At 61.4% G+C, this 24,048-nt stretch carries 25 protein-coding genes and 2 pseudogenes; 13 read left to right on the top strand and 14 right to left on the bottom strand.

Annotated features, from left to right (window positions below):
• From ACX3P0_RS23890 to ACX3P0_RS23880, 3 genes are all read left to right on the top strand, one after another.
• Positions 1–219, top strand: a 219-nt coding sequence (locus ACX3P0_RS23890; protein ID WP_459092532.1) for a hypothetical protein, incomplete at its 5' end; no start/stop codon positions are given.
• A gap of 159 nt (positions 220–378) precedes the next feature.
• A complete protein-coding gene (locus tag ACX3P0_RS23885; protein ID WP_459092530.1) occupies positions 379–543 on the top strand; it encodes a hypothetical protein in 165 nt (54 codons plus the stop codon).
• Between the two features lie 122 nt (positions 544–665).
• Entirely contained in the window at positions 666–1,127 is a 462-nt protein-coding gene (locus ACX3P0_RS23880; RefSeq protein WP_459092528.1) for a Ros/MucR family transcriptional regulator, read from the top strand.
• Positions 1,128–1,206: 79 nt separating this feature from the next.
• On the opposite strand, the gene ACX3P0_RS23875 is transcribed toward ACX3P0_RS23880, so the two are convergent.
• Positions 1,207–1,866: a hypothetical protein gene (locus ACX3P0_RS23875; RefSeq protein ID WP_459092526.1), complete on the bottom strand. Its 660-nt coding sequence runs from the start codon at positions 1,864–1,866 to the stop codon at positions 1,207–1,209.
• A gap of 28 nt (positions 1,867–1,894) precedes the next feature.
• Here ACX3P0_RS23875 and ACX3P0_RS23870 point away from each other — a divergent pair.
• Positions 1,895–2,041 (top strand): annotated as a pseudogene (locus tag ACX3P0_RS23870) (IS3 family transposase); the annotation flags it as partial.
• 478 nt (positions 2,042–2,519) lie between these two features.
• Here ACX3P0_RS23870 and ACX3P0_RS23865 read toward each other — a convergent pair.
• The 7 genes from ACX3P0_RS23865 to ACX3P0_RS23835 form a co-directional block, all read right to left on the bottom strand.
• The gene (locus ACX3P0_RS23865) at positions 2,520–3,173 is read right to left on the bottom strand and encodes an SCO family protein (protein ID WP_459081988.1); all 654 of its coding nucleotides are present in this window, start codon (positions 3,171–3,173) and stop codon (positions 2,520–2,522) included.
• A complete protein-coding gene (locus ACX3P0_RS23860; protein WP_459092524.1) occupies positions 3,170–3,457 on the bottom strand; it encodes a hypothetical protein in 288 nt (95 codons plus the stop codon). The genes ACX3P0_RS23865 and ACX3P0_RS23860 overlap by 4 nt, the downstream gene beginning before the upstream one ends.
• Positions 3,458–3,471: 14 nt before the next feature.
• Positions 3,472–3,993 carry a TlpA family protein disulfide reductase gene (locus ACX3P0_RS23855; protein ID WP_459092522.1) on the bottom strand — a complete coding sequence of 174 codons (522 nt, stop codon included), beginning with the start codon at positions 3,991–3,993 and terminating at the stop codon, positions 3,472–3,474.
• Positions 3,990–4,454, bottom strand: coding sequence for a c-type cytochrome (locus ACX3P0_RS23850; protein WP_459081991.1), 465 nt, complete (start codon positions 4,452–4,454; stop codon positions 3,990–3,992). The genes ACX3P0_RS23855 and ACX3P0_RS23850 overlap by 4 nt, the downstream gene beginning before the upstream one ends.
• Entirely contained in the window at positions 4,451–4,597 is a 147-nt protein-coding gene (locus ACX3P0_RS23845) for a hypothetical protein (protein WP_459092520.1), read from the bottom strand. The genes ACX3P0_RS23850 and ACX3P0_RS23845 overlap by 4 nt, the downstream gene beginning before the upstream one ends.
• A 69-nt stretch (positions 4,598–4,666) precedes the next feature.
• Positions 4,667–5,110, bottom strand: coding sequence for a DUF411 domain-containing protein (locus tag ACX3P0_RS23840; protein WP_459092518.1), 444 nt, complete (start codon positions 5,108–5,110; stop codon positions 4,667–4,669).
• A gap of 30 nt (positions 5,111–5,140) precedes the next feature.
• On the bottom strand, positions 5,141–6,673 hold the full coding sequence (locus ACX3P0_RS23835; RefSeq protein ID WP_459092516.1) for a multicopper oxidase family protein: 1,533 nt from the start codon (positions 6,671–6,673) through the stop codon (positions 5,141–5,143).
• Positions 6,674–6,930: 257 nt separating this feature from the next.
• On the opposite strand from ACX3P0_RS23835, the gene ACX3P0_RS23830 reads away from it, so the two are divergent.
• Entirely contained in the window at positions 6,931–7,272 is a 342-nt protein-coding gene (locus tag ACX3P0_RS23830) for a hypothetical protein (RefSeq protein ID WP_459092514.1), read from the top strand.
• Positions 7,273–7,676: 404 nt separating this feature from the next.
• Here the strand turns inward: ACX3P0_RS23830 and ACX3P0_RS23825 are convergent, their stop codons facing one another.
• The gene (locus ACX3P0_RS23825; RefSeq protein ID WP_459092512.1) at positions 7,677–7,862 is read right to left on the bottom strand and encodes a MucR family transcriptional regulator; all 186 of its coding nucleotides are present in this window, start codon (positions 7,860–7,862) and stop codon (positions 7,677–7,679) included.
• Positions 7,863–8,226: 364 nt separating this feature from the next.
• Between ACX3P0_RS23825 and ACX3P0_RS23820 the strand changes: the two genes are divergently transcribed.
• The 6 genes from ACX3P0_RS23820 to ACX3P0_RS23795 all read left to right on the top strand — a co-directional run bounded on the left by ACX3P0_RS23820 (position 8,227) and on the right by ACX3P0_RS23795 (position 17,125).
• A complete protein-coding gene (locus ACX3P0_RS23820; protein WP_459092510.1) occupies positions 8,227–8,412 on the top strand; it encodes a hypothetical protein in 186 nt (61 codons plus the stop codon).
• 201 nt (positions 8,413–8,613) lie between these two features.
• Positions 8,614–9,681: a DUF3991 domain-containing protein gene (locus ACX3P0_RS23815; protein ID WP_459092508.1), complete on the top strand. Its 1,068-nt coding sequence runs from the start codon at positions 8,614–8,616 to the stop codon at positions 9,679–9,681.
• A gap of 60 nt (positions 9,682–9,741) precedes the next feature.
• Positions 9,742–10,347, top strand: coding sequence for a DUF1419 domain-containing protein (locus tag ACX3P0_RS23810; protein WP_459092506.1), 606 nt, complete (start codon positions 9,742–9,744; stop codon positions 10,345–10,347).
• 9 nt (positions 10,348–10,356) lie between these two features.
• Entirely contained in the window at positions 10,357–10,770 is a 414-nt protein-coding gene (locus ACX3P0_RS23805) for a DUF3085 domain-containing protein (protein ID WP_459092504.1), read from the top strand.
• Positions 10,771–10,859: 89 nt separating this feature from the next.
• Positions 10,860–15,968, top strand: a complete 5,109-nt coding sequence (locus ACX3P0_RS23800) for an N-6 DNA methylase (protein ID WP_459092502.1) — start codon at positions 10,860–10,862, stop codon at positions 15,966–15,968.
• A gap of 470 nt (positions 15,969–16,438) precedes the next feature.
• Entirely contained in the window at positions 16,439–17,125 is a 687-nt protein-coding gene (locus tag ACX3P0_RS23795) for a transposase (RefSeq protein ID WP_459092500.1), read from the top strand.
• Between the two features lie 422 nt (positions 17,126–17,547).
• Here ACX3P0_RS23795 and ACX3P0_RS23790 read toward each other — a convergent pair whose 3' ends face one another.
• From ACX3P0_RS23790 to ACX3P0_RS23770, 5 genes are all read right to left on the bottom strand, one after another.
• On the bottom strand, positions 17,548–18,567 hold the full coding sequence (locus ACX3P0_RS23790; RefSeq protein WP_459092498.1) for an RES family NAD+ phosphorylase: 1,020 nt from the start codon (positions 18,565–18,567) through the stop codon (positions 17,548–17,550).
• Positions 18,568–18,575: 8 nt separating this feature from the next.
• Complete coding sequence (locus tag ACX3P0_RS23785; RefSeq protein ID WP_459092496.1) at positions 18,576–19,517, bottom strand: sce7725 family protein; 942 nt, start codon at positions 19,515–19,517, stop codon at positions 18,576–18,578.
• Positions 19,518–19,524: 7 nt separating this feature from the next.
• Positions 19,525–20,379, bottom strand: a complete 855-nt coding sequence (locus tag ACX3P0_RS23780) for a sce7726 family protein (RefSeq protein ID WP_459092494.1) — start codon at positions 20,377–20,379, stop codon at positions 19,525–19,527.
• 348 nt (positions 20,380–20,727) lie between these two features.
• On the bottom strand, positions 20,728–21,228 hold the full coding sequence (locus tag ACX3P0_RS23775; RefSeq protein ID WP_459092492.1) for an RES family NAD+ phosphorylase: 501 nt from the start codon (positions 21,226–21,228) through the stop codon (positions 20,728–20,730).
• Positions 21,229–21,236: 8 nt separating this feature from the next.
• Positions 21,237–21,587 carry an MbcA/ParS/Xre antitoxin family protein gene (locus ACX3P0_RS23770; RefSeq protein ID WP_459092490.1) on the bottom strand — a complete coding sequence of 117 codons (351 nt, stop codon included), beginning with the start codon at positions 21,585–21,587 and terminating at the stop codon, positions 21,237–21,239.
• Between the two features lie 351 nt (positions 21,588–21,938).
• Here ACX3P0_RS23770 and ACX3P0_RS23765 point away from each other — a divergent pair, with 351 nt between their 5' ends.
• A complete protein-coding gene (locus ACX3P0_RS23765) occupies positions 21,939–23,651 on the top strand; it encodes a ParB N-terminal domain-containing protein (protein WP_459092488.1) in 1,713 nt (570 codons plus the stop codon).
• A 92-nt stretch (positions 23,652–23,743) separates the two neighbouring features.
• Positions 23,744–23,947, top strand: a pseudogene (locus ACX3P0_RS23760) (hypothetical protein); the annotation flags it as partial.
• Between the last annotated feature and the right edge of the window lie 101 nt (positions 23,948–24,048).

The following is a 24,048-nucleotide window of genomic DNA, read 5'->3' as shown; positions in this document are numbered from 1 at the left end:
TCCGGTTGCGAATTGTGGAGGATGGGCGTTAGATCGGGGATGGTGAGCAACCCCCAAGATCCACGAGAACTGGCCGCCAGCGCTTTGTGCCGACGCCATGGCCTGCCTGAAGATACCAAGTACGATGGCGAGCCAACGTGGGTGAGTTTCCTTCGCGATGTCGATACCGTGCTCGAGGCAGTAGGTTGGGAGCCGGAAGAGCCGAAAGCCACTACGTAAACTTTAGGACTGCTCTGGGGACTGGGGATGACGGAAGGCCGGGAGCGATTCGTTCGCCAACTTGAGAACGCGTCAAAGCGCATTGCCGTCTTGGCACCGGACGAGATTGCGGCTCTGCTCCGCCGTGCCGCACTCCGCCTCCGTAATGCCGACGGAATCGTGATCGAGCCGGAAATATTCGAGACGTTTTCCGAGGTCGCCGCTCTCACCGGCACCGGCCGCCATGAACTCGCCAGCCTGATCATTCGCGATTGGCTTGTCACCAACGGCTATCTGCCCTTCCACGATCTGGATGAGGCCGCCGAGGTCGATGGTGCAGCATGACGCCTGCACGCGAGGGTACCTCACCGATGTTCTCCAAGAAAGTTTCTTCCGCCCAAAGGTTGAGATTTCGCAGAATAAGCCCTAAGCGAGGATGAAACCGAGAATAACGAGAAAGAACAGCCATGAATGATAACATCACCAAAAATGAACGCTATTTGGAACTGACAGCAGATATCGTTTCGGCATACGTTTCCAATAATCCGGTTCCAGCGCCAGAACTGGCGTCTTTAATAGCCAGCGTCAATGCTGCTCTTTCAGGGTTGGGCCAACCTATCGAACCTGTGGCGCCGACATTGACGCCTGCCGTCAACCCGAAGAAGTCGGTGTTTCCAGACTATATCGTGAGCCTGGAAGACGGTCGGAAATTCAAGTCGATGAAACGACACCTTGGATTGCTGGGCCTGACGCCTGATGAGTATCGTGCCAAGTGGAGCCTACCACACGATTATCCCATGGTGGCGCCGAGTTACTCCGCCGCCCGTTCAGCACTGGCAAAGACCATGGGGCTTGGTCGGAAGCCAACGGCACAGGCTGAGCCGGTAGCTGTCCCTGTCAAGCGGGGGCGGAAGCCGAAAGCCGCCTAGACCGACGAACGAAAGCGCCCGTGGATCCGTAATTATCGGCGCCGCGACCACTGGACCGCTGCCACCCTCGCAGCACTGATCATGCTTGCGCTTTGAGCTGGAGCAGCCATGCCTCCATCTCTGCGGCGAACTTCCTGTCATGCGGCCGGCCAAGGTACTTCTCGGCCCATTCGCCAGTGACCACATATCGGCGCAGCCAAACCTTCAGCGCGGGCACATCCTCGCCGACCTTGTCGAAGAAGCCCGCGAAGTAATTGCCGGCCTGCGCGGCCAATTGCGTCATCTCTTCCAGCACCGCCTTCATCAATGACGCGTCGAAGAACGGCCCCATGACGACCTGTCCGCCGCCAGTCGGCCGCATCAGTGTGAAGCCCCGCCACGTCGCGTGAGCGGCGGATTCGCAAAACATCTTGTACGCCGCTCCGCACTTGCCTTCGATGAAGCCGTCGAAGTCGTCGAGAAACTTGCGCACCTTCACCGGCGCGAAAATCTCACGCCGCTTCTTGTCGTCCGATTCACGCCATTCGGTGATCCTAGCCGGGTCGCGGTCGAACCAGCCCCAGAGATAAACGATCTCCATCACATCGCGCAGGATCGCCGCAGCGAGCTGATAGTAGCCACGCGTCAGCTGTCCATAGGCCGAAGCGAGGTCATTGAAGATCCGGGCGCCGAGGAGCTGGATGGTCTCTTGATCGAGGTCGGCGGCATCGCGCTTGGCGAAGAAGGCGATGTGACCCATGACCGCTTCGATCAGCTCTACGTGGTTCCATCGGCGCTATCACGAGAGCCTGGACAACGTGACGCCAGCCGACGCCTACTTCGGCAGGGCCGCAGCCATCATCAAACAGCGAGAAAGGATCAAACGCCAGACTATCCAACATCGGCGCTTGCAGCACCGCAAGATCGCCGCTTAACATCAACACAAAGACGAGCCCGAAACTCCGCTAAGCTACGCCGCAAACTGAGCCGAATGTTCTGACGACCGACAGTCTTCATCGGCACGGAACGGCATCGCGGGGACGGCACCCGTCGTCCTTCCGCCATCGACGCATCAGCCTCTTGACCTTCCAACCGCTGGAAAGCGCACAATCCCTCGATGAAGGGAGACAAGGCGATGCGTCAGGGCAGGCAGCCTCTCGATCGTTCGATACTGGCGGCATTCAAACGCGCGCAGGATAGAGGCAGGCTTGACGTTGCCGAGCATCTCCTGTGCGCGCTGGAATGCTTATGCGACGGCCCGGTTGAAGGCAGTGCCGCACAGGACGCCTATCGGCTGATCTGCGATTGCAACGAACCAAGACCCCCGCGGCAAGAGAAGTCGCGTCGCCGCAAAGTCTGACGACCGCTGCCGCTTTGTGCATATTGCGGCGTTCCTGCCGTCTTGGCGGGCACTTACCCATCCGTTGGCTTGTTCCCCCTGTTGGTAAGCCCGTTGACATACATGACCAAGTTGAGCGGGTCGAACCTCAGGCCATGGAACTTGGCGGCAAAGCGCCCGCCACGGTCGATGACGTGGGTGACCACCCCGTGCATCTGCTGGCCATCATCGACCGGGTCGAAGCGCTGGCTGTATTCCTCGGCGAGCTTGCGTGTCGCATCCGCGGCCTGCCCATCCCGCGTGGTCAGGAACAGCCAGTTGCGCGGGTCAAGCCCATGCGGGGCGCCGTAGGCCTTCAGGATATCCGGCGTGTCCGCCGCCGGATCGGTGGTGACCGTCAGGAACTGCACCATGTCTTTCATCGGCGTGGCGTTCACCATCTGCTGCACCCGCGCGATCAAGTCGGAATGCAGCGGGCAGACATCGGTGCAACTGGCGAAGACGAAATTGAGCACGACGATCTTGTTGGAGAAGTCCGCGAGGCGGATGGGCGCGCCGTCGGCGTCGGCCAGTTCGAATCCGGGCGCTGCGGGCGCGTCGATCACCTGGAAATACTTCTCCTCGCTGCCCATCAGCCTGTCGAGATCGGCCCCCGGGTGATGGGCATGTGCCGGAAGCGCGAGTGCCGGGATGGCGGCCATCGAGAGGAGAAGGGCTCTTCTGTTCATTTTCGGTCTCCGGCTGTATCGGTGCGTTCGGACGGTGCCTGGCACGAAGCCGCCTTCGCGTGCGGCATGAGACGATGCATGCAGACGCCGAGCGCGCACATGACGGCGCAGGGAAGCGCGGCCAGGATGATGGAAGCGAGCCCGGCTGCTGCGAGCCAGTCCCATCTCGACCAGAGGGCGACGGCAAGCGCCGAGAGGCCGGCGAGCAGCCAGGCGCGCGTTCGCAAAGCGCGCAGCAGCCTTGCTGCGGTTTTGGGTGAATAGAGTCCAGATTGCACCGTCATGGCTTCTGGTTCCTTTACTTATGTCGTTCGATCGCTCCTGTCAGGAAGGCGATCATCTCCGGCGCGTCCCACGCGGCGGGTCCGGTGAGGCGCGCCAGCTCGTTTCCGTCCGGACCGATCAGGAGCGTGGCAGGCAGCCCGAAGAGCGCAAGCGCGCGAAGAGCGGCCCCGTCCTGGTCGATGAAGACCGGTAGGCTGACCCCGATCTCGTCAAAGAACTTCCGGACCGCGCCGGCGCCGGCGCGATCCACGGAAAGGGCGACGACCTCGAATCCTTCGCCGCCGAGCCGCTCCTGCAAGCGGTCGAGCGTCGGCATTTCGGCGCGGCAGGGCGCGCACCACGTTGCCCAGACATTGAGCAGCACCACCTTGTCGCGCCAAGACTTAAGCGTTTGCGGCGCGCCCGACTCGTCGATGAAGACGAGTTCGGGCACGGGTTGCGGCTCCTCGTGCAGGATCATGCCCGCAGGCTCCTGCGCCGGCGCGCCCGCTACGGCGAGGATGGCCATGGCCATCGCCAACAGGATCGCCTTCATTGCGTCTTCTCCTTCTCCCGGAGACTCATTCCCGCCTGATAGGCACGCTCCCGCTCGGGCCACGTGCTCTTGATGAAGCTCAGGACGGCTTGGATCTCCCCATCGTCCATCACCTCGCCGAAAGGCGGCATGTCGCTCTCGTAGCCGTTGCCGACCACCGCGGCGGGACCTTCCTTGGTGATGCGGAAGAGCACGCCGTCAGGATGGTGCCAGGTGTGTCCGGAGGCGTCGTGCGGCGGCGCGGGCATGCGTCCTGTGGCAAGCGGTCTTTTCCAGTCGGTCTGGCCTTCCAGATTGGCCCCGTGGCAACTGGCGCAGCGCTGCGCATAGAGCGCACGGCCGCGCGCGACGGTTGAAGCCGACGGCGCGCCATTATCCGTGCCGAACGGCCAGCCCCAGACCAAGGCAAGTCCGATTATCGCCGCGCCGAGCGCGACCGCAGCCATGGCGATCCGTTTCATTTGCGGCTGCTGAAGAAGACATACTTGACCAGTGCTGCCGCCCCGAGGGCGAGCACCACAACAGCAAGCAGCCAGATCAGGCCCATGCCCCACATCATCATCGCGCCCATGCCATCCATCATACGGTTCGGTCCGTTCATCATGGTTTGTTCCTTTCATGCCAGCCTCGGTGGATCTCGCGAGTGCCGGGAAATCCGCGCTCGGTAGGATTGCTATTCCGTTGCGTAGACATCGGTTATCGCGCCCGTTTTCGGGACTTCCAGGATCTCGAACGGCGCTTCCTGCGCGCCGCTCATGCCGGGTGATCCCAGGGGCATGCCGGGCAGTGTCACGCCCTTGATGTCGGGCCGTTCGGTCAGGAGCTTCCTGACCGTGTTGACGGGCACATGACCGCTGACGACATAGCCGTCGATCATGGACAGATGGCAGCCCTGGAAATCATCGGGGATCCCGGCCTCGCGGCTCATGGTGACAAGATCGTGGGTCGGCTTGACGGTGACGGTGAAGCCGTTCTGCCGCAGATAGTCGGCATAGCCTTCGCAGCAGCCGCATAGCGGCGACTTGTAGAGCGTGACCTCCTTGCTCTCGTCGGCATAGGCCGCGCCCGTGCCGATCAAAAGCGCGGCGAGAACGATAGGTTTCAGAACAGCGCGCATTGGCGGTTCTCCTTTTCTGTGAAGGTATTTTCAGGCGACGCGGAAGACGCCCATCATGCCTGCGGCCTGATGTTCGAGAATATGGCAGTGGATCATCCAGTCGCCGGGGTTATCGGCGACGAAGGCGATTTCGACTTTTTCGCGCGGGGCCATCAAAACCGTGTCCTGCCATTCGCGGTAGCGGGTTGGCTTGCCGTTGCGCGAGAGCACCCGGAACGAGTGGCCGTGCAGGTGGATCGGGTGATGCCAGGCCGTCGCATTGGTCATGGCGATAACGTGCGCCCGATCCCGCTCCAACGTCAGCATCGGCTTCATGACATGGCCTTCGGCGGCGACCCCGTTGATGAACCAGATGCCGCCCGTGTGCATCATGTCCATCTTCATGCCCATGCCACCTATCATGCCGCCCATCTGGCCAGCGGGATCCTTGCCCATGTTGTTGCCCATCATTCCGTCCATCGCGCCAGAGGAACCCTTGCCCATGCTGCCGCCCATCTCCTGCATGACCATGGTGCCCATCATGCCGCCGTTGAAGGTAACTTCGTGCCGGGTGGCTGTGGCCAGGTCGGGTTCCTGCAAGGGGTTCGGCGGCAATACGACAGGCCAGTCGGGCATCTTGTCCCTGAGCGGCGTGTCGGCATAGGCGAGATCGACCAGGCGATATTCCAACCCTTCGTAGAAGCGGTCGGTCACGGAAACCCGGCTTCCGAGATTGGCCGTCATGTCGAGGATGACGTCGGCGCGCATGGCCGGGCCGAGCACGACAAGTCCGCCATCCGGCGCATGGGGCGTGACCGGTTGCCCGTCGAGCGCCACGATGGCCGGCTCGTGGCCTGCAAAGTCGAGCCCGAAGATGCGTGCGTTGGCGGAATTGATCAGCCGCAGCCGGATGCGCTCGCCCCTGTGCACCGTAAAACCATCGGGAACGCGGCCGTTGATGGTGACGGTGTTGCCGACGCGGCCGCCATGCATCGCGTCGTGCATATTGCCGAAGTCGTCGCTGATTTCGGCCGATTTCGTCAGCCGCCAGTCGCCGAGCACCCAGGTCACGTCGCGGTCGACCCGGATTGGCACCGGCTCCTCGATAATCAGCGGGCCATAAAGACCGCGCCCGACCTGCTCAAAGCTGCGCTGATGCGGATGATACCAGAAAGTTCCGGCATCGACCGCGTCGAATTCATAGACGAAATCCTTGCCCACACCGATCGGAGGCTGCGTCAGGTGGGGCACCCCATCCATGGCGTTAGGAACGCGAACGCCATGCCAGTGGACGGTGGTTTCCTCGGCGAGGCCGTTTTCGACCGTGACCCGCAGGCGTTCGCCCTGCCTGATGCGGATTTCGGGGCCGGGAACTCTGCCATTGTAGGACCATACCGGTGTTTCTTCATGGGGTTTCGGCACCAGACGGGCACGGCTCGGGGCGGCGCGCAGCCTGACTTCTCGCAACGGCGCGGCCTGGGCGGGTGAGGGGGAATGCAAGGGCATCATCGCACTGGCCGCGGTTGCGGCGGACGATGCAAGGAAGGCGCGACGCGTCAGCGTCGGCAGGCGAAATTTACGCATGGTTTGGTCATCCTGAAGTTCTCGTCTGGATCGCATGTCAGCGCAGGGGAGGTGCGCGCGTTCATGCAGGACTACGACCACGGGCGGCGTTGAGGCCGTCCATGACACGTGCAGCCGCAAGCCGGACGATTTTCCGGCGACGTCAGCTCAGGATGATGGTTCGGGGAGGATAGGGTTGCGGAGGTCCGACGTGGCCGGTGGATTCTTTAACCGGAAAAACGGCGACTTCGGTTTGGGCAGCGGGAAGGTCAATCCGGATGACCGGCGCGATCGCAACGAGCGGAACCACGCATGCCTGGTCGCAGGCAAGGCTGTTGCCGTTGTCGGACGGGCAATCCTGGCAATCTCCCATGGTTCCGTCGGCCATCGCGATGGCCGACATTTTCAGGGACATGCTGGTCGCGCCCGCCGTATTCGCCACCGTGCCCGCAGCGAATACTGCGAGCAACACGATTGCGAACATGCGGGCAAGCTTGCGCATGGCGTTGGTGGTAGTCTTCTTTCTGATTTCTGTCCAGATCGCATGGTGTCACAGCGGTGCGAAGTGCACCGAGGCACAGCTCAAGTCGCATTCCCCGATTGCCGCAGAAGCCGGATGACGGTGGCTTCGGGGACCACGTGGATGTCTTTCCATCGCCGCGATGCCCTCTTTAAGCCCGTGGCGTTCGTTAATGCGCTAGATAGCAGGCGCATTCAGAAGCAAAACGTCTGCCGGACAACAAGCCGCTGTCCGTCCAAAATCATGCTTCTCATAACGTCAGCGATGCCCCTCCGCATGGAATTCGATGGGTGCTTGGCAAATCGACAGGGACAAGCTGACAAGCCGCGGACCTTGTTACAAACACACTGAGATGATCGTGGCATTGATCAATTTGATGACATCATCTCCTCCACGAGGCAGCGAGGCGAGTTTTTATCGACAGGAAGTGGAAGGGTAGATCATGATTGTCGTCCAATCTGGGTCTTCGGAGCGCCGCAGTCTGAACATCAATCGCGCATATTTTTACGTAGTACGGGACAGTTGCGGCGTCGCGCTGCCTGATTGCAAGCCACGGACTGCGGCATGGACGCCGGCGATGGTGTGCGGCAGCTCGACGGCCGGGACCGGATTGCTGCTGACATAGGCGTGGACAATGTGCGTGGTCAGCTCGATCGGATCGATGCCGGCATCGACGTTTTCTTCGGTCATGGCCAACTCATGTTGGGATCAGGTGCGATGGCAAGTCCGCCGTCCTGATTTCGCTACAGCAAGAACAGCCCGCTGCAAACCCTGAAACCGTTCGCGTTCTCTGCCGGGAAGCAAGACCGTAGGCGTGGTTCTGCGCAAAGGCTCTATTTGCGCGGCGAGGTGCCTCCCAAGACGAGGCGCCAATCCCCGTCCTCATTGGCTTATTCCTACTTCCAGACCCTCCTATCCGTTCAACCCACAAGGGGTCCGCTATGCCAGCATGCGGCCGCTACGGCTTTGCCTTGGCGGTGATCGTCGTCCGGTCCGGAACTCACGGGCGCCTGTCGAACGGGGAATTGGTCCCCGCCACAACGGGAGCCAGACAATGTCGCACAATCTCAGCCTCGCGCAGAACCACGCCTACGATCTCGCCCGCACCCTGATGATCCCGGTGACGCTGTTCAAGGTCGATGGTGAATACGGCGTCATGCCGAGCGAAGACCTCGAGGACGGCGAGGTCGAAGTGGTTCACGAATACGACCCACACCAGTGTGGGCGCCGGGCTCATTGAGCCCGTTATCTGCCTGCCGCTTGCGTCCGGAAGGGCGCAAGCGAGGCTTCGCCGCGGGACAGACCCTCAAATATGCCGGTTGTCATCCGCGCCCTTGCGCCCTTCGGTCTTCGCGGCTGGCGGGGATTTCTGCCGGACAAGACCGGTGACCGAAACCAGACAGGAAGGGCCGAAGCCGCGATGCGGGGAGGGATAAGAACAATGGAAAAGTGCGATATCGAAGATTTGCGGGAGAAGGTGTCCTGTGAAGCCGTACTCCAGAGTGCAGGCTGGAGCGTCGATGAGAAGGAAAGCACCCGCCGCGCGCTTAAATACCGTCGCGGTGAGGGCGAGATCGTCATCGTCATCCATGACGGAAAGGGTTGGTTCGACCCGCTCTCGGATGCCAAGGGCGATGTGTTCTCGCTTGTCAGCCATCTTGGTGGATATGGTTTCTCGGAGGCGCTCGACGCCGTGTCCGGCCTGGTCGGGTTCGTGCCGGCAGTCAAGGCGTGGAAACGGCCCGCTCGTCCGAAGACCACGCAAACATTGCCAGACCGATGGCAATCCCGCCCGTCGCCGCGACCCGGATCGCCGGCCTGGCGCTATCTGGTCGATGAGCGCGCCATTCCCGCTTTTGTTCTGCGGGCGGTGATCTTGCAGGACCTGCTGCGTGAAGGGCCGTGGGGCAGCATGTGGGCCGCCCACGCCGATGAGGCCGGCAATGTGATCGGTTGGGAGGAGCGCGGTCCGGAATGGCGAGGATTTTCCACCGGAGGATCGAAAATGCTCTTTCGGCTCGGCCTGTGCGACGCCCCACGGATTTGTATCACCGAGGCGGCGATCGACGCGATCAGCCTTGCTGCTATCGAGAACCTTCGTCGCGATACGCTCTATGTGAGCACTGGTGGTGGCTGGGCGCCGGCGACATCGTCCGCGGTTGGCGCCCACGCAATGCGGACGGACGTCCAGCTTGTTGCTGCCACGGACCGCAACCGGCAAGGCCACGCCTATGCCGAGCGTATTCGCGAGATCTCCGCGACTGGCACGTGCAGCTTCCGGCGGATCGAGCCTCGAACGGAAGACTGGAACGCGGATCTGCAGGCCGCCGCACGGGCTGCCGAAGGGACAGGAACTGGAGAGGGGAAAACCGAGGAGACGGAAATGAGGAGGCAAACCGGTGCCGCATGTCCGTCCGCCGCGTCAAGGGAGGCTTCGCCCGGCAAGTGCCGGCCCTTGACCCGTCGGACCGGAGAGGCGGCCGTCGGAGGGGGTGATGAGAAGGCATGAAGTGATGGAGGGTCGTGAGGATCAACCGCGCGATCTGCCGCATCGGGCCGAGGAGCCGCCATGACCACCCAACCTTCATTCCGCAAGATCTTTCAGGGCGTAGCCACACGCCAGCAAATGTTCCAGTTGTTCGACCGCCACGGGCAGGCGCCGATGAGCAAGGAGCGCATGACCGGCCGTCTCTATGACGGCGAGTGGTTCGCGATCGGCAAGGCCGAGCACGACCACATGTTCGAGATCCTGCCGCCTCTGTGGATGCGCGGTGACATGTTCGCCATGCGCGAGTTCATGACCGGTTCGATCACCAGCATCTTCTTCACGCTCTCCATCAATGGCCGCAGTCGGTACTTCCACGCCTATTGCGATTTGTCGCAGAAGGCCTCGCCTGAACGGATGCGTTCTGTGATCGTCGAGCGGGAATCCCGTCCGGTTCGGGCGATGACCCGCGACGAGAAACTCGATCACATCTGGAGCACGACACATGCCGACTATCGCGGCTATGCAGGCGAGGGGTGGTCGCAGGGCGCTCATGGCAAACGTACCGTGCTGGTCTGTGCCGGCGGGCGAGGGACATCCTTGAGCCTTCTCGACAATCTCACCGACACGGAGATTGAAGCCAAGCTCCCGGTGCAGCTGCGCCACCTTCCCGAAGCCATCGCGGCGTGAGGGAAAGCCATGTTCACTTTCCCAATTGTACAGGTTCGAGCCATCATAGCACGCGGACAATCCGACGCTGCGGCCAATGGCGGCTTCCGCAATCCCCATTATGGTCTTGACCCAGGCAAGGATGAAAAGCCCGACCTGTGGCTGGTTGGAGACCAGGGCGTCTACATCATGTCGAACGGCATTCTCGCCGAGGGCGTTCGCCCGTTGGTCTGCTACGCGCTCGAGTGCAATCCCGCTGATCAGGGGGATTGGGGGCACTACAAGGAGCGGCACTTCGGCGGCGATGACGGGATCGAATTTCTCGATGCCGCAGAGATACTGCGCCTGCTCGACGCTGACCCCGGCGCTACGCATCTCCGCGTCGTGCTGAGCGAGAACGAAATCTCGCTCATGCCCGTCGCTCTTCCGCACGGTCGGTACTAGCCCGCCCCTCAACCCCGCAATTCACGTAGCGCTCGCCACCGGTTCTCACCGGCGGCGCACACGGCTGCGCTCACCTAGGAGAAAGCACAATGTCACATGACGATCCCTTCACGCTCGATCTGTTCGGCAACACCGCTTTGTCGTCGGGCCTCGGTTTCGACGTCACCGCCTTTGCCGGCGATTTCGACGCTTCGAGCGGCCGCGATGACGAACCGGCCCCGACCCCGCTGACCGCCGCCGCAGCGCCGCCGACCGTTGCCGGTTCGGCATCAGGAGCATCAGAGAAACCGGCAGAGAATTTCCACTTCTCCGGTCCGCGCGGCCTGGCAAAGAGTTGGAAGCAGCGGGCGCGCGACAACATCGCGGCGATCCGGCTGGCCGAGGCGATCGAAGCGTCCGCTCGGCAAGCGACGCCACAGGAACAGGCCGCGCTGATCAGGTTCACCGGCTTTGGCGCTTCCGAGTTGGCCAATGGCGTGTTCCGCCGTCCAGGTGAGGACGGCTTCCGCCAAGGCTGGGACGAGATCGGCGCCCAGCTGGAAGGCACGGTCGCGGCTGCCGAGTATGCATCACTGGCTCGCTGTACCCAGTATGCGCATTTCACCCCCGAACCCATCGTCTCGGCCATTTGGTCGGGGCTGCAACGTCTCGGCTGGCGGGGCGGCCGCGTCCTGGAGCCGGGGATCGGCACGGGCCTGTTCCCGGCGCTGATTCCACAGGTGCTGCGCGATGTCTCGCGATTTACCGGTGTCGAGCTTGATCCCGTCACCGCCCGGATTGCCCGCCTGCTGCAGCCTCGCGCCCGGATCATCACCGGCGACTTCGCCCGAACCGAGCTGACGGCGCATTTCGACCTGGCCATCGGCAATCCTCCATTCTCCGACCGCACCGTGCGTTCTGACCGGGCTTTTCGCGCCATCGGTCTGCCGCTCCATGACTATTTTATCGTCAAATCTATTGACCGGCTGCAACCGGGAGGTCTCGCTGCCTTCGTCACCTCGACCGGCACCATGGACAAGACCGATCCCAGGGGCCGGCAAGCGATCGCCAGGATGGCCGATCTCGTCGGCGCCATCCGTCTGCCGCAGGGCAGTTTCCGGGCCGACGCCGGGACTGATGTCGTGGTCGATATCCTGTTTTTCCGAAAGCGCAGGGTCGGCGAAGCCGAAGGCGACCTGGCCTGGCTCGATCTGGAGGAGATCCGGCCGGCCAATGCCGAGGAAGGCGCCATTCGCGTCAACCGCTGGTTCGCACGCCATCCCGATATGGTGCTGGGCACCCACGCCACGACTTCGGGACCGTTCGGGGAAACCTATACCTGCCTTCCTCGTGCCGATGACGCGTTCGAAGCAGCATTGGCCGCCGCCATCGGCCTCCTCCCGGAAGCCATCTATGACGGCGAGCCCGATGCGCTTGGCCCCGATGACGGGGACCGTGCCGAGGAGGAGGGCGAGGCTCCCGGTGGTGCTGCTGTGCGCGAGGGCAGCTATTTCCTCGCCAGGAACACCGCCCTCATGCAGATGGTTGATGGCCAGGCCGTGACCATCGTGGTGCGCAAGGGTAAAAGCGCCGAGGGTGTCACCGACAAGCACGCCCGCATCATCCGAAAACTCATTCCCATTCGCGATGCGGTGCGTGAGGTGCTCAAAGCCCAGGAGCTGGACCGGCCGTGGAAACCGGCGCAGGTCAAATTGCGCATCGCCTGGTCGAGCTTCGTTCGCGAGTTCGGTCCGATCAATTTCACGACGGTGTCGTCCATCGAAGACCCGGAGACCGGCGAGGTGCGCGAGACGCATCGCCGCCCCAATCTCCAGCCCTTCCTCGACGACCCGGACTGCTGGCTGGTCGCCTCCATCGAGGACTATGATCTCGAGACCAACACCGCGAGACCCGGCCCGATCTTCACGGAACGGGTGATCGCCCCGCCAGCCGCTCCGATCATCACCTCGCCGGCCGACGCTCTGGCCGTGGTGCTCAATGAACGTGGTCATGTTGACGTCGATCACATCGCTGAACTGCTGCACGCGCAAGTCGATGAGGTGATCGTTGAGCTTGGCGACACCATCTTTCGCGATCCTGCCGATGGCTCATGGCAGACTGCTGATGCCTATCTCTCCGGCGCCGTGCGCTCCAAGCTTAAGGTTGCCGAGGCGGCCGCCGTCCTTGATCCTGCCTATGAGCGCAATATTCGGGCGCTGGGCGAGGTACAGCCCGCCGATCTCAAGCCCTCCGACATCACGGCACGGCTAGGAGCGCCGTGGATTCCGGCCGCTGACGTCGTCGCCTTCGTCACGGAGACTATGGGCGCCGAGATCAAGATCCACCACATGCCCGAGCTTGCATCCTGGACCGTCGAGGCGCGTCAGCTTGGATGGATGGCCGCCGGCACCTCCGAATGGGGCACCGAGCGCCGCCATGCCGGCCAGCTCCTATCGGATGCGCTCAACTCCTCGGTCCCGCAGATCTTCGACACGATCAAGGACGGCGACAGCGAAAAGCGGGTCCTTAATGTCGTCGACACGGAGGCGGCCAAGGAAAAGCTGCACAAGATCAAGAGCGCCTTCCAGACCTGGATCTGGTCCGACCCGGATCGGACAGACCGGCTGGCCCGGGTCTACAATGATCGCTTCAACAATATCGCGCCCCGAACATTCAACGGGGACCATTTGCAACTTCCAGGCGCCTCGGGCGCCTTTTCTCTTTATGGGCATCAGAAGCGTGGTATCTGGCGCATTATCTCGGCAGGTTCGACCTATCTGGCCCATGCCGTCGGCGCCGGCAAGACCATGATTATGGCGGCCGCCATCATGGAGCAGCGTCGTCTGGGGCTGATCGCCAAGGCGATGCTGGTCGTGCCCGGCCACTGCCTGGCGCAGGTCGCACGAGAATTCCTGGCGCTCTATCCCAATGCGAGAATCCTAGTCGCCGACGAAACGAACTTCGTGAAAGAAAAGCGCCATCGCTTTCTGTCGCGGGCATCGACCGCCACCTGGGACGCGATCATCATCACCCATTCGGCCTTCCGCTTCATTGCCGTCCCGTCCGCCTTCGAGCAACAGATGATCCAGGATGAGCTCGAGCTCTACGAGACGCTGCTGACCAAGGTGGAGAGCGACGACCGTGTGTCGCGCAAACGCCTCGAGCGCCTGAAGGAGGGTCTCAAGGAGCGGCTGGAGGCGTTGTCCACGCGCAAGGATGACCTGCTCACCATCTCCGAGATCGGCGTCGACCAGATCATCGTCGATGAGGCGCAGGAATTCCGCAAGCTCTCGTTTGCGACCAACATGTCCACGCTGAAGGGCGTCGATCCGAACGGCTCGCAGCGCGCCTGGGACCTCTACGTCAAATCCCGCTTCATCGAGACCAAAAATCCGGGCAGGGCACTTGTGCTGGCGTCGGGCACGCCAATCACCAATACCCTGGGCGAAATGTTCAGCGTGCAGCGGTTCCTCGGCTACGCGGCGCTGTCGGAGCGTGGGCTGCACGAATTCGATGCCTGGGCATCAACCTTCGGCGATACCACGACGGAGCTGGAGCTGCAGCCGTCCGGCAAATACAAGCCGGTGAGCCGCTTCGCGACCTTCGTCAATGTGCCCGAGCTCATCGCGATGTTCCGCTCCTTCGCCGACGTGGTGATGCCCGCGGACTTGCGGAAATATGTCAAAATCCCAGCGCTTTCCACTGGCGCGCGGCAGATACTCACGGCCAAGCCATCGGCCGCCTTCAAGCGCTACCAGACCGTGCTGGGTGAACGCATCAAGGCGATCGAGGAACGCGACCGTCCACCCGAGCCTGGCGACGACATCTTGCTGTCGGTCATTACCGACGGGCGTCACGCGGCAATCGACCTGCGCCTGGTCGATCCCGATAATGACAACGAGGCCGACAACAAGCTCAATCTTCTGGTCGCCAATGCCTTCCGCATCTGGGAGGAGACCGAAGCCAACACCTATGTGCGGCCGGACGGAAAGCCGTTCGAGCTTGCCGGCGCCGCGCAGATGATCTTTTCGGATCTTGGCACCATCAATGTCGAGAAAAGCCGGGGCTTTTCCGCCTATCGCTGGATCCGCGACGAGCTCGTGCGCCTGGGCGTCCCGCCGGGCGAGATCGCCTACATGCAGGACTTCAAGAAATCCGACGCCAAGCAGCGCCTGTTCGGCGATGTGCGGGCCGGAAAAGTCCGTTTCCTGATCGGTTCCTCGGAAACCATGGGGACAGGCGTCAATGCGCAACTCCGCCTGAAAGCCCTGCATCACCTCGATGTGCCGTGGCTGCCGTCGCAGATCGAGCAGCGCGAGGGACGCATTGGCCGGCAGGGCAATCAACATGACATCATCGACATCTTTGCCTACGCGACCGAAGGGAGCCTGGATGCGACCATGTGGCAGAACAATGAACGCAAGGCCCGCTTCATCGCGGCCGCGCTGTCAGGGGACACCTCGATCCGCAGGCTTGAAGATATGGGCGAGGGTCAGGCCAGTCAGTTTGCCATGGCAAAGGCCATCGCATCCGGCGATCAGCGCCTGATGCAGAAGGCAGGTCTGGAAGCCGAGATCGCCCGCCTCGACCGACTTCACGCCGCCCATATCGACGATCAACACGCCATCCGCCGTCAGATCCGAGATGCCGAGCGCGATATCGAGCATTCGACACAGCGTATCGCTGATATCGGACGCGATATCGAGCGCCTGGCGCCGACCACGGGCGATACCTTCACCATGAGCGTCGCCGGGGCCGCTTTTGTCGAGCGCAAGCTCGCGGGCCGCGCCTTGATGAAAGAAATCCTCACCCTGGTGCAGCTCCAGCAGGAAGGGGACACCGAGATCGCCTCGATCGGCGGGTTCATGCTCCAATATTCCGGCAAGCGTTTCGGACGTGACGGATATCGCTACGCCACCATGCTGATACGATCGGGCGGCGAGTACGAAGTCGAGCTCCCCGTCACCACCACGCCGATCGGAGCGATTGCCCGTCTGGAGAACGCGCTGGGCAATTTCGAGGGGGAGCTGGACGGATATCGGCGCCGGGTCGATGACGCGCGGCGTCGGTTGGCTTCCTATCGGGCTCGTGTCGGTGGTGTGTTCGCCTTTGCCGCCGATCTCGAGCACAAACGCGATGAGCTGGCCGACGTCGAGGCGCAGCTCGCCGCCAGCGACGGTATCAACGAGCCTGCAGCTGACGACGCGATGGCGGCGTGAAGCGGACGTCTCTCAATTTCGAGAGGCGTCGATTTTCTCGGAGAGCCACGTCTTGATCTCCTAAAAGGAGCGCTCTTCCGCCTCCGTTGCAAAGGTCGGAACCGGCTTAGGTGTCTTACTCATATTAGCCTCGCCCCTTGCGGCTCATGTCCCGGGCCGAAATCACCTGGATTCTCGTCGCGCTCCCGATAACGACGTTGAAGATGTAGAGCCGGGAGGCAATGCCTACGGTCGCGGATACCTTTGATCTGCAAAGCTGGGACGGTGGGATTGGTGTCGGTGGCATCTTCAAATGGGCTGGCGGCAAACCGGCGTTGTGGCAAGGAAAATGGCCTTAAACATTGCTTGCTCGACGGTGGTCTCATCCGATAAAGCTCACCGCGAGAGATAAGGCCTGGACGTTGGATCTGCGCCAAGCGACATGAAACAGCGACCTGTCGTGCAAATCGCTTCTCATCAAGGACGGGACTATGAGGCACCAGACTCGGCCATTCATCGTGGAGGTCAAACACAAGCGGGGCAATCCCAAGCAGAGCCTCTCGATCTGGGGAGATCTTGACTTGTCCGCTATTGCCGCCGAGACAAAAAGGGATTCCGAGGAGATGAAGCGGCCCAACCATCAGCTTATTGACTCTCATACGATACCCATTGATGCTGAAGTTGGGCATCAACCGCAGGCGGAGCATCTTATGGCCGACCAACTGGAAGCTGAATCAGTGCAGATCGGCACCGAGGTACGTGCGAAAGCAGAAACAGATCGAGTAAAGAAGAAGGCTCCGCAGCCAAAAATCACAAAGGCGCAACCAAAGCGGTCAGCCGCGAAAGAAGCCGCCAAGCCGATGGTATCGGCATCTGAATCCCCTGTTCTCGCCAAGAGGCCCCGCAAGATCTACTCCGCCAAGGAGCGCACTCAGATGCTTGGCCAGATCGAGAAGTCGGTCGGTCGTGGCGAGAGCGTCAAAAGCGCGACGCAGCAAGTCGGCATCTCGGAGCAGACCTACTATCAGTGGAAGAAGACTGCGGCGCCGGCATCAGAGAGCGGCGACCTGAAGGACCTGCTTGCGCTCGAGGAAGAGAACAAACGTTTGAAGATCCTCCTCGCAGAGCGTCTCCGCAAGGAGAATGCAGAGTTGAAGAAAAAGCTCGGGCTCGGCTAAGCGCTTGCCTCGAATTCAACGCTTCCGATCTTGATCTTAACAAGGACGTAGCCGAGCAACTTGCTATTGATCGCAAGATTGGACAACGCTGCGGTCCCGCACGCGACCTTATCGACTAAGGAAGAACCGGATCGCCCATACCTGCCGAGGCGTCACGCTCCGTGCCACCTTCTGGCCTGCATTCCCAGCCCGTCGGTTCCGCATCGCAGGATCATATTGTGAAATCCCATCATCTTTCTCCTTCCGACCGTCATGGCCGAAAGGAGACGACGAAAAAGTTCTGAAGCGGACATTGTGCTCGATGCACTATCGCACAATGCCGCGCGATCGCGCATGCGGGAAACCTCTATCTGCACCTGCTGCTCAAGATGAGTGGTCGCGCGGCCTGACGATGAAATGCTATCAGCACCATTTCGGGTCGATCAGACTGCATCAACCTCGACCGAAACTCGGGTCGTGTAGAGTGTGATGCCGCCGCCAACGGCCTTGTCAGGCGCGAAGAGTGCGAGGTTCATGCCGTTACTCACCGAGCTCCGGTAGACAACCCCATCATAGCCCTTCTTCTTGATGAACTCGCACAGATACTGGCTCGGAATATAATCGATCGCCGCGCCGCGCGGAAGCACCGGCCGGGTCAGCTCATCGCCGAGCCGCTCGAGAAAGGCGATGTCGGCCCGAAGCTGGCCGATCGCGCTCGCGCCCCCGAGCAGGAAGGGCGACACTAGCTTGCGCGGGTTGCGTAGATCAACGGCGCGCAAGGGCCCAGTGATCGTGAACGCGGCGACACAGGCGACCTCGCCCGTGTGTGGGCGAACCTCGGCAGCGGCCGTCTCGGGAATCGAGCCAAGATAGAGATAGGGGATGCCCGGTGGATTAGCGCGGCCGTACGTTGCGAGCCGCTTGGGCGGGGCGCCCATCTCTGCAATAGTATAGGGAGCATCCTCGGCTAGGATTCGCGCGCGATACCAAGTCTCGGGCATGTTATCGGTCGGTAGGAACACAAGCAGTTCCTCGAGCCGATCGGTGTCGAGGGCCTCGTCGAGAAAATATCGGTTCCGATACATCAGTTCGTCGCACAGCGTCTCCCAGCGTGCGAGCGCTTCGCTCTGATAATCAGCCGACGGAGCGAAGGTTTGTCGAACGATTTGGCCATCGTCGAGAATTTCGCCGAGCAGTTCCTTGGCATGCGCGACATCCAGCTGCGGATGGGTGAAGAGCTGCCAATCCTCCTTCATCCATTCAACGAGCGTCTTTCCCGCCGGATTGGGTTCGTAGACGCTGATGAGCAACTCGAAGACGTCTCGCAGAAGGTGTGGCTCGACAAGCGCGACTGCGAGCGAACCGCAGAAATCGCAATCACCGATGATCGGATTGAGCGACGGGATGATGTCATGGCGTAGGCCACGATCATCGAAGCAGTCTGGACAGCAGAGTCTGGGCATCGTCCCGTTCAGGCTAAGAAGTCTGCGAGCGTTTCGATATGGTGCCGCATCGAGAGCTTCTTCACGCTGCCAAGCCCCGGAAAATGGCCGTTCTCATGAAGGCCGCGAAACTCCTTGATTGCGCTGCTCTCGAAAAGCTTCGAGTTTCCGGATTCTAATTTGGCTATCAGCTTCGCGAGCGCCTGCGCGAATTTACCACCCGGGTCGGTCGGGGTGTCGTTCGTGCTCGAGACAAAGTGATAGATATACATGATGTCATCATCGTTCGGGTTGATGAAAGTGAGGTGGATCGCAACCGCATAGGCTGGACCGCCGCCTTCCGAATAATCGTCGCCGACGATCAGGAAGTCGCCAAAGCCGTTCATATCCTCTTCTTCAAAGGTGACATGAAGGTCGGAAAATTTCTCAACCGGCACTTTCTGGTGATCGGCATTGCGGCGCTTCTCGAACCCGTCGCGCAGGAGTGCACGGTACGCTCCCTTGAAATGTTTGCGATAGAGCTTTCCGCAATGCCTCTCGAAAAAGACGTGGCGCGTCTCCTTCAAGCTGTCGCCAAGTATTTCGGCAAGCGCCTTAGCTTCCGTAAAGCCTGCATGGATGAATGTCGGGGCGTGCGCCTTGTGCTTTTCGTAGCAGGCCCAGGCCGCCGCGAGGCTGGTGTTTTCCTTGAGCAAGATACCGGCAGTGACGCCATTCTTGTCGAGGAAGCCCTTCTCCAGCAGCGAAGAGATGGTGACGCCGTCCTCGGCAAGGTCGCCGTGATGGGGATTGACAATGACGATGGCTTTTCCGCCCGCCTCGCATACGGTCTTCAGCGTTCTATCGAGCCCGGTCAGCGTGCCTTTGACCGGCTCAATGATCGGCACGAACCCGGCCTTCGCCATCACCTCTGCGGTTTCACGGATAGTGATCAGCTCGAACTGCTTGCCTCGAAAATAGGGGTGATACATGCGGCGGTCAGACCCAGGCCATGGCCTCATCGAGCGGCGTAGAGACGGCCTCGACGAGACGCTTATGATCGTCGCGCCGCACTTGGATTGAGAGCGCTGCGGCGTGGAGCGAAGGCGGTAAGCGATCGACAAGATCGCTCAGCGGTGCCAGATCACGAGTCCGCTTGAGTGTTTTCACCATCGCTGCGTGGACCTCCTGCGAGGGAAGTCCCGCAAATAAGTCGCGCATCGCGGCATGCAGCCGCGTGTTGGGCAGATCCGGGACATTTAGCCCAAGGAGCTTCAGCATCGCGCGAGCCTCAGCCGTTCGAACGGACTCGAAGATCGTCGTCGAGCATGTCCGCTGTGGCGCGTTGACGGCATCCCGAATGATCTCGATCGTATATCTCCGAGTCAGGCTCAGCACGCCGACATGGTCGGGCACCGTTGCCAGAACGCCATGCACATGGCTTTCGCTTGCGATGACGTTCACCGACGCGAAGACCTTCTGGTAGTTCACCAACTGATTCGAGAGTCGTGCCAGCGAATCCCGCTCAGACTTGATCTCGTAGACGGTGGCCGTGCCGTTTAGGATCGCTAAGTCGGCTTTGCAGGCACCAGCCCGAAACTCGTTGAGCATGCACGCCGTGTTGAGGGAGTGCTTTCCCAGCAAGACCTTTTTGGTAAGCGCGGCGCGGTAGACATATTCGTCGCGCCGGCCAGCAATTTTGAGCACGTCGAAAGCGGAGTCGAAAGCGTTGCCCACGGTTGCATCTGCCTGGCGCTGGCCAATCTCGGTCATGCTGAAAAGGCGTGTGAACAGCGCAGAACGGCCCTTGCTCGCCATTTCACGGAAGACACCCGACGAGAATAGGCGCGTCATTGCCGAAAGCTGTGATGCGTTTGGTGCCACTCGTCCCCCGTGACCCGGCTGAATTTGCATCGAAGAGGTCATGCCCCACTCTAAACGAGATTGTCCGCAGAGGGAATCCTATATTTCTGCGGGGATAGTCATCGCGGCTTGATCGCGGACAGACTGCACGGGCGATCATCCGCACTTTGCCGTCGAGAACGGCTTCGATCTCTTCCGAAACTCGGCTAGCTGAGAGCACGAGGGGACAGTCTAGACGGAAATAGCGCTTAGGCACGCCGCGAAACCGCGTGGTCTGAATGTTCGTTTCGCCAAGTTGGCAGCAGCGTCAATTGGTTTTGCCCAAGCTCGCGGTTTCGATCAGGTCCGTTTCAATCGGTCCTCGTCATCAATCAAGGTGAGACGAGAAGGTGCAGCATCACTCCATGCCCAAAGCACGAGATTGAGATCGGTCTCGTTAGCTCCCGGCGCGAAACTCCTCACCATCAGACCGCGATGGCCCCTGGCGATCAGTTTACGAGCGAACGCTTGCGTTCTTGCTTCTCCGGTCGCCTTCATTTGGTCGCGCCATGTACCGTCGGCGAGCGCGGCGTCATCCATGCCCTCTGCTTGGAGAGCCGGCCCGTCCCGGCAATCGAATATATCTTCGATCTCCGCGTCGTAAGAGACGAGCGTGGTCGGCTGAAGGTTTCCAACCTGGTTGGCTTCCCTTAGCGCCGTCATCACCGACAATGATGCATAGAGCGCGGGCACGCCTTTCGGATTGAAACGTCCCCCATAAAGTTCTGCACCTCGACCCGATAGCGGCTCGCGTGCATAAACAGGGTTTAGCGCTCGATAGAGCTTGCCGCGAAAATACATCTGCCGCGTCAGGCGTATACGCCGGCATCGACCGCGTCGACATAGTCGAGGACGTCGTCCGTGCGCCCGCTGCGGACGAGTTGCATGGCCGTCTGGCCCGAAAACCCGGGCAACGGTTCGGATCGGTACCAAGCGTAGGCCATCAAGGTGGAGCCGAAACGCGGCTCGACCTTGTTGATCACCTCGACCATCTCGCGCAGCCTGCGTTGGGTCCTATCCGACCGAACACGGTCCTTGCGCTGGACGGCGTCCCTGCCGAGCCCTGCCGTTCGCGCGACCTCCTCGCTGGTGGTTCGAAATGCGTCGGCTATTTTACGCGGCGCGAAAAAGCCGTTGTCGGAATATTGTACCAAGCCCATCTTTTTTGGCCTCCTAATGTCTAAGTGACGCTTTCATAGACGCAATATAGCGTCAGAATGATTGGCGTTCAATGGGAATGAAGGAAATAGCGAAAGAAAGAAGCCGGAGGAGAAAAAACCTTGCTCGGGGATCGGTCGTGCCGGTGACGCTGTCGCTCAACCGCCGCCTGCGCGATCCCGGCCGCGTCGTCCTGCGCAGGGCTTTAAGCCCCGCTTGGCCGGACGGACAGGGATGCTCGGCCGCAGTGGCACCGGCCCGCCCGCTCCGCGGCGTTGAGGGTGTCTTCGAGAAGAAGACGAGGAAGGACGCAGCGAATGGCGGCGTCCGGAAACCCTTGAAGGAGCATTTCCATGGAACTGAAGTTTGTCGATCCGCGTGCGTTGACAGAAAATCCCGACAGGGCGCGGCGCTCAAGGTCTAATCCCCAGGCTGATGCGCTGCTTTTAGCGACGATCAAGGCTGTTGGTATTGTGCAGCCGCCCGTCGTTGCCCCCGAAACCAATGGCGGCAACGGTTTTGTCATCGACGCTGGCCACCGTCGCGTCAAGCAGGCCATAGCGGCCGGTCTCGAAGAAATCGCCGTTCTGGTGATCGAACGCACTGAGGATGGCGGGGCGATGCGCTCGCTGGCCGAAACGCTGGCGCATGAACAGCTCAATCCCGTCGATCAGTGGCGCGCCATCGAGCGCCTTGTTGCATTCGGCTGGACCGAGGAAGCAATTGCCATTGCCCTGGCGCTGCCGGTCCGGCAGATCAAGAAGTTGCGCCTGCTGGCCAATGTGCTGCCGGCCATGCTCGACCATATGGCCAAGGGCGACATGCCGAACGAGCAGCAGCTTCGCACGATCGCTTCCGCTTCGCTCGACGATCAGAAGGAGGTCTGGAAGAAGCACAAGCCATCCAAGGCAGATCCGCAAGTTTCCTGGTGGAGCGTCGCCCAGGGCCTCACCAAGACCCGCATGTTCGCCAGGCACGCGAACTTCGGCGATGAACTGGCCCAGGCCTACGGCATCGCCTGGGTCGAGGACCTCTTCGCCCCTGCCGACGAGGACAGCCGCTACACCACCGATGTCGAGGCATTCCTCGGCGCCCAGCAGGAATGGATGGCCAATAACCTGCCAAAGCGTGGCGCTATCGCCGAGGTGGGCAGCTATGGCGAGGTCAAGCTGCCGCCCAAGGCAGAGCGGGTCTATGGCAAGCCTGGCAAGTCGGACCACACCGCCATGTATCTCGATCGCGACGGCAAGGTGCAGTCGGTCGCCTACCGCATGCCGGCAGCCAAAAAGCCCAAGGGCAAGGACGGCGTTGTGGATGGAGGCGAGGACGACGATGGCGTCGTTGCCGCAAGGCCTCGTCCCGACGTCACCCGCAAGGGCATCGAGATGATCGGCGACCTGCGAACCGACGCGCTCCACGAGGCGTTATCGCGCGCGCCGATCGAGGACGACACGCTGATGGCGCTGCTCGTTCTGGCCTTTGCCGGTCAGAACGTGACCGTCGCTTCGGGCGCTCGCGACATCTCATACTTCGGCGCGGCAAGTCTTGGTGAGCATGCGGCGCGGCTGTTCGACCAGGACGGCAAGCTGGCGTTCGACATGGACACCTTACGGGTTGCGGCCCGGTCCGTACTGGTCGACGTGCTGTCGTGCCGGGAGAACCGCTCGGCCAGCGGCATCATTTCGCGGGTTGCCGGCGATGCCGCCGGGGCGGACAACTACCTGCCCAACATGGGCACGGATGAATTCCTGTCCTGCCTGTCGCGGCCGGCGCTGGAGGCCGCCTGCAAGGACACCTCGGTCCTGCCGCGGCAGAAGGTCAAGGACACCCGCGCCGCCCTGGTCGAACATTTCAGGGAAGGGCGCTTCGTTCATCCGGCAGCACTGTTCGCTCCTGATCCGGAAAAGCTCGCATCGTGGCTGAAGAAGAACGAGGTCACGGAGCAGTCCGAGGACGACGGCGCACCGGAGCATCAGGACGAGCTCGACGGCGATGCCATCGTCGAGCCGGCGCATGACCATGACGGCGACAATTTCGGCGAAGGCTTCCGCGAGGCGGCCGAGTAGCCGCGCGTCCATTCTTCTTCCGATCGCAATTCCGCCGCCGGTTCATCACCGGCGGCGGTTTCGTTTCCACCATGAGCATCAAGGAGACCAACATGTCAGCTCAATTGATCTATGACCTCGTGCCCCTCGGCTCGATCGTTACCTATTCTGACGATATGCCTCGTCCACCACAGCGCTTTCGCAAAAAGCTCGCTGCCTGGGAAAACAACAACAGCGGCGGTCGCCTGATCCGCAAGCAGGCCGAGCGCCATATCGGCAATACTACGCTGCCGGCCAGCATTACCCTGCACGAAGGGACCTTGTTGCAGGGATCGGGCTTTGACGTTTAGAGAAGCGGTCCCCACCGGACAGGACTGCCCGAATGCCACACAAGTTCAATGACCTGCGTCGCCATGTG

This window comes from Mesorhizobium sp. A556, from assembly GCF_054489545.1.
This window is presented reverse-complemented; position numbering and strand designations above follow the sequence as displayed.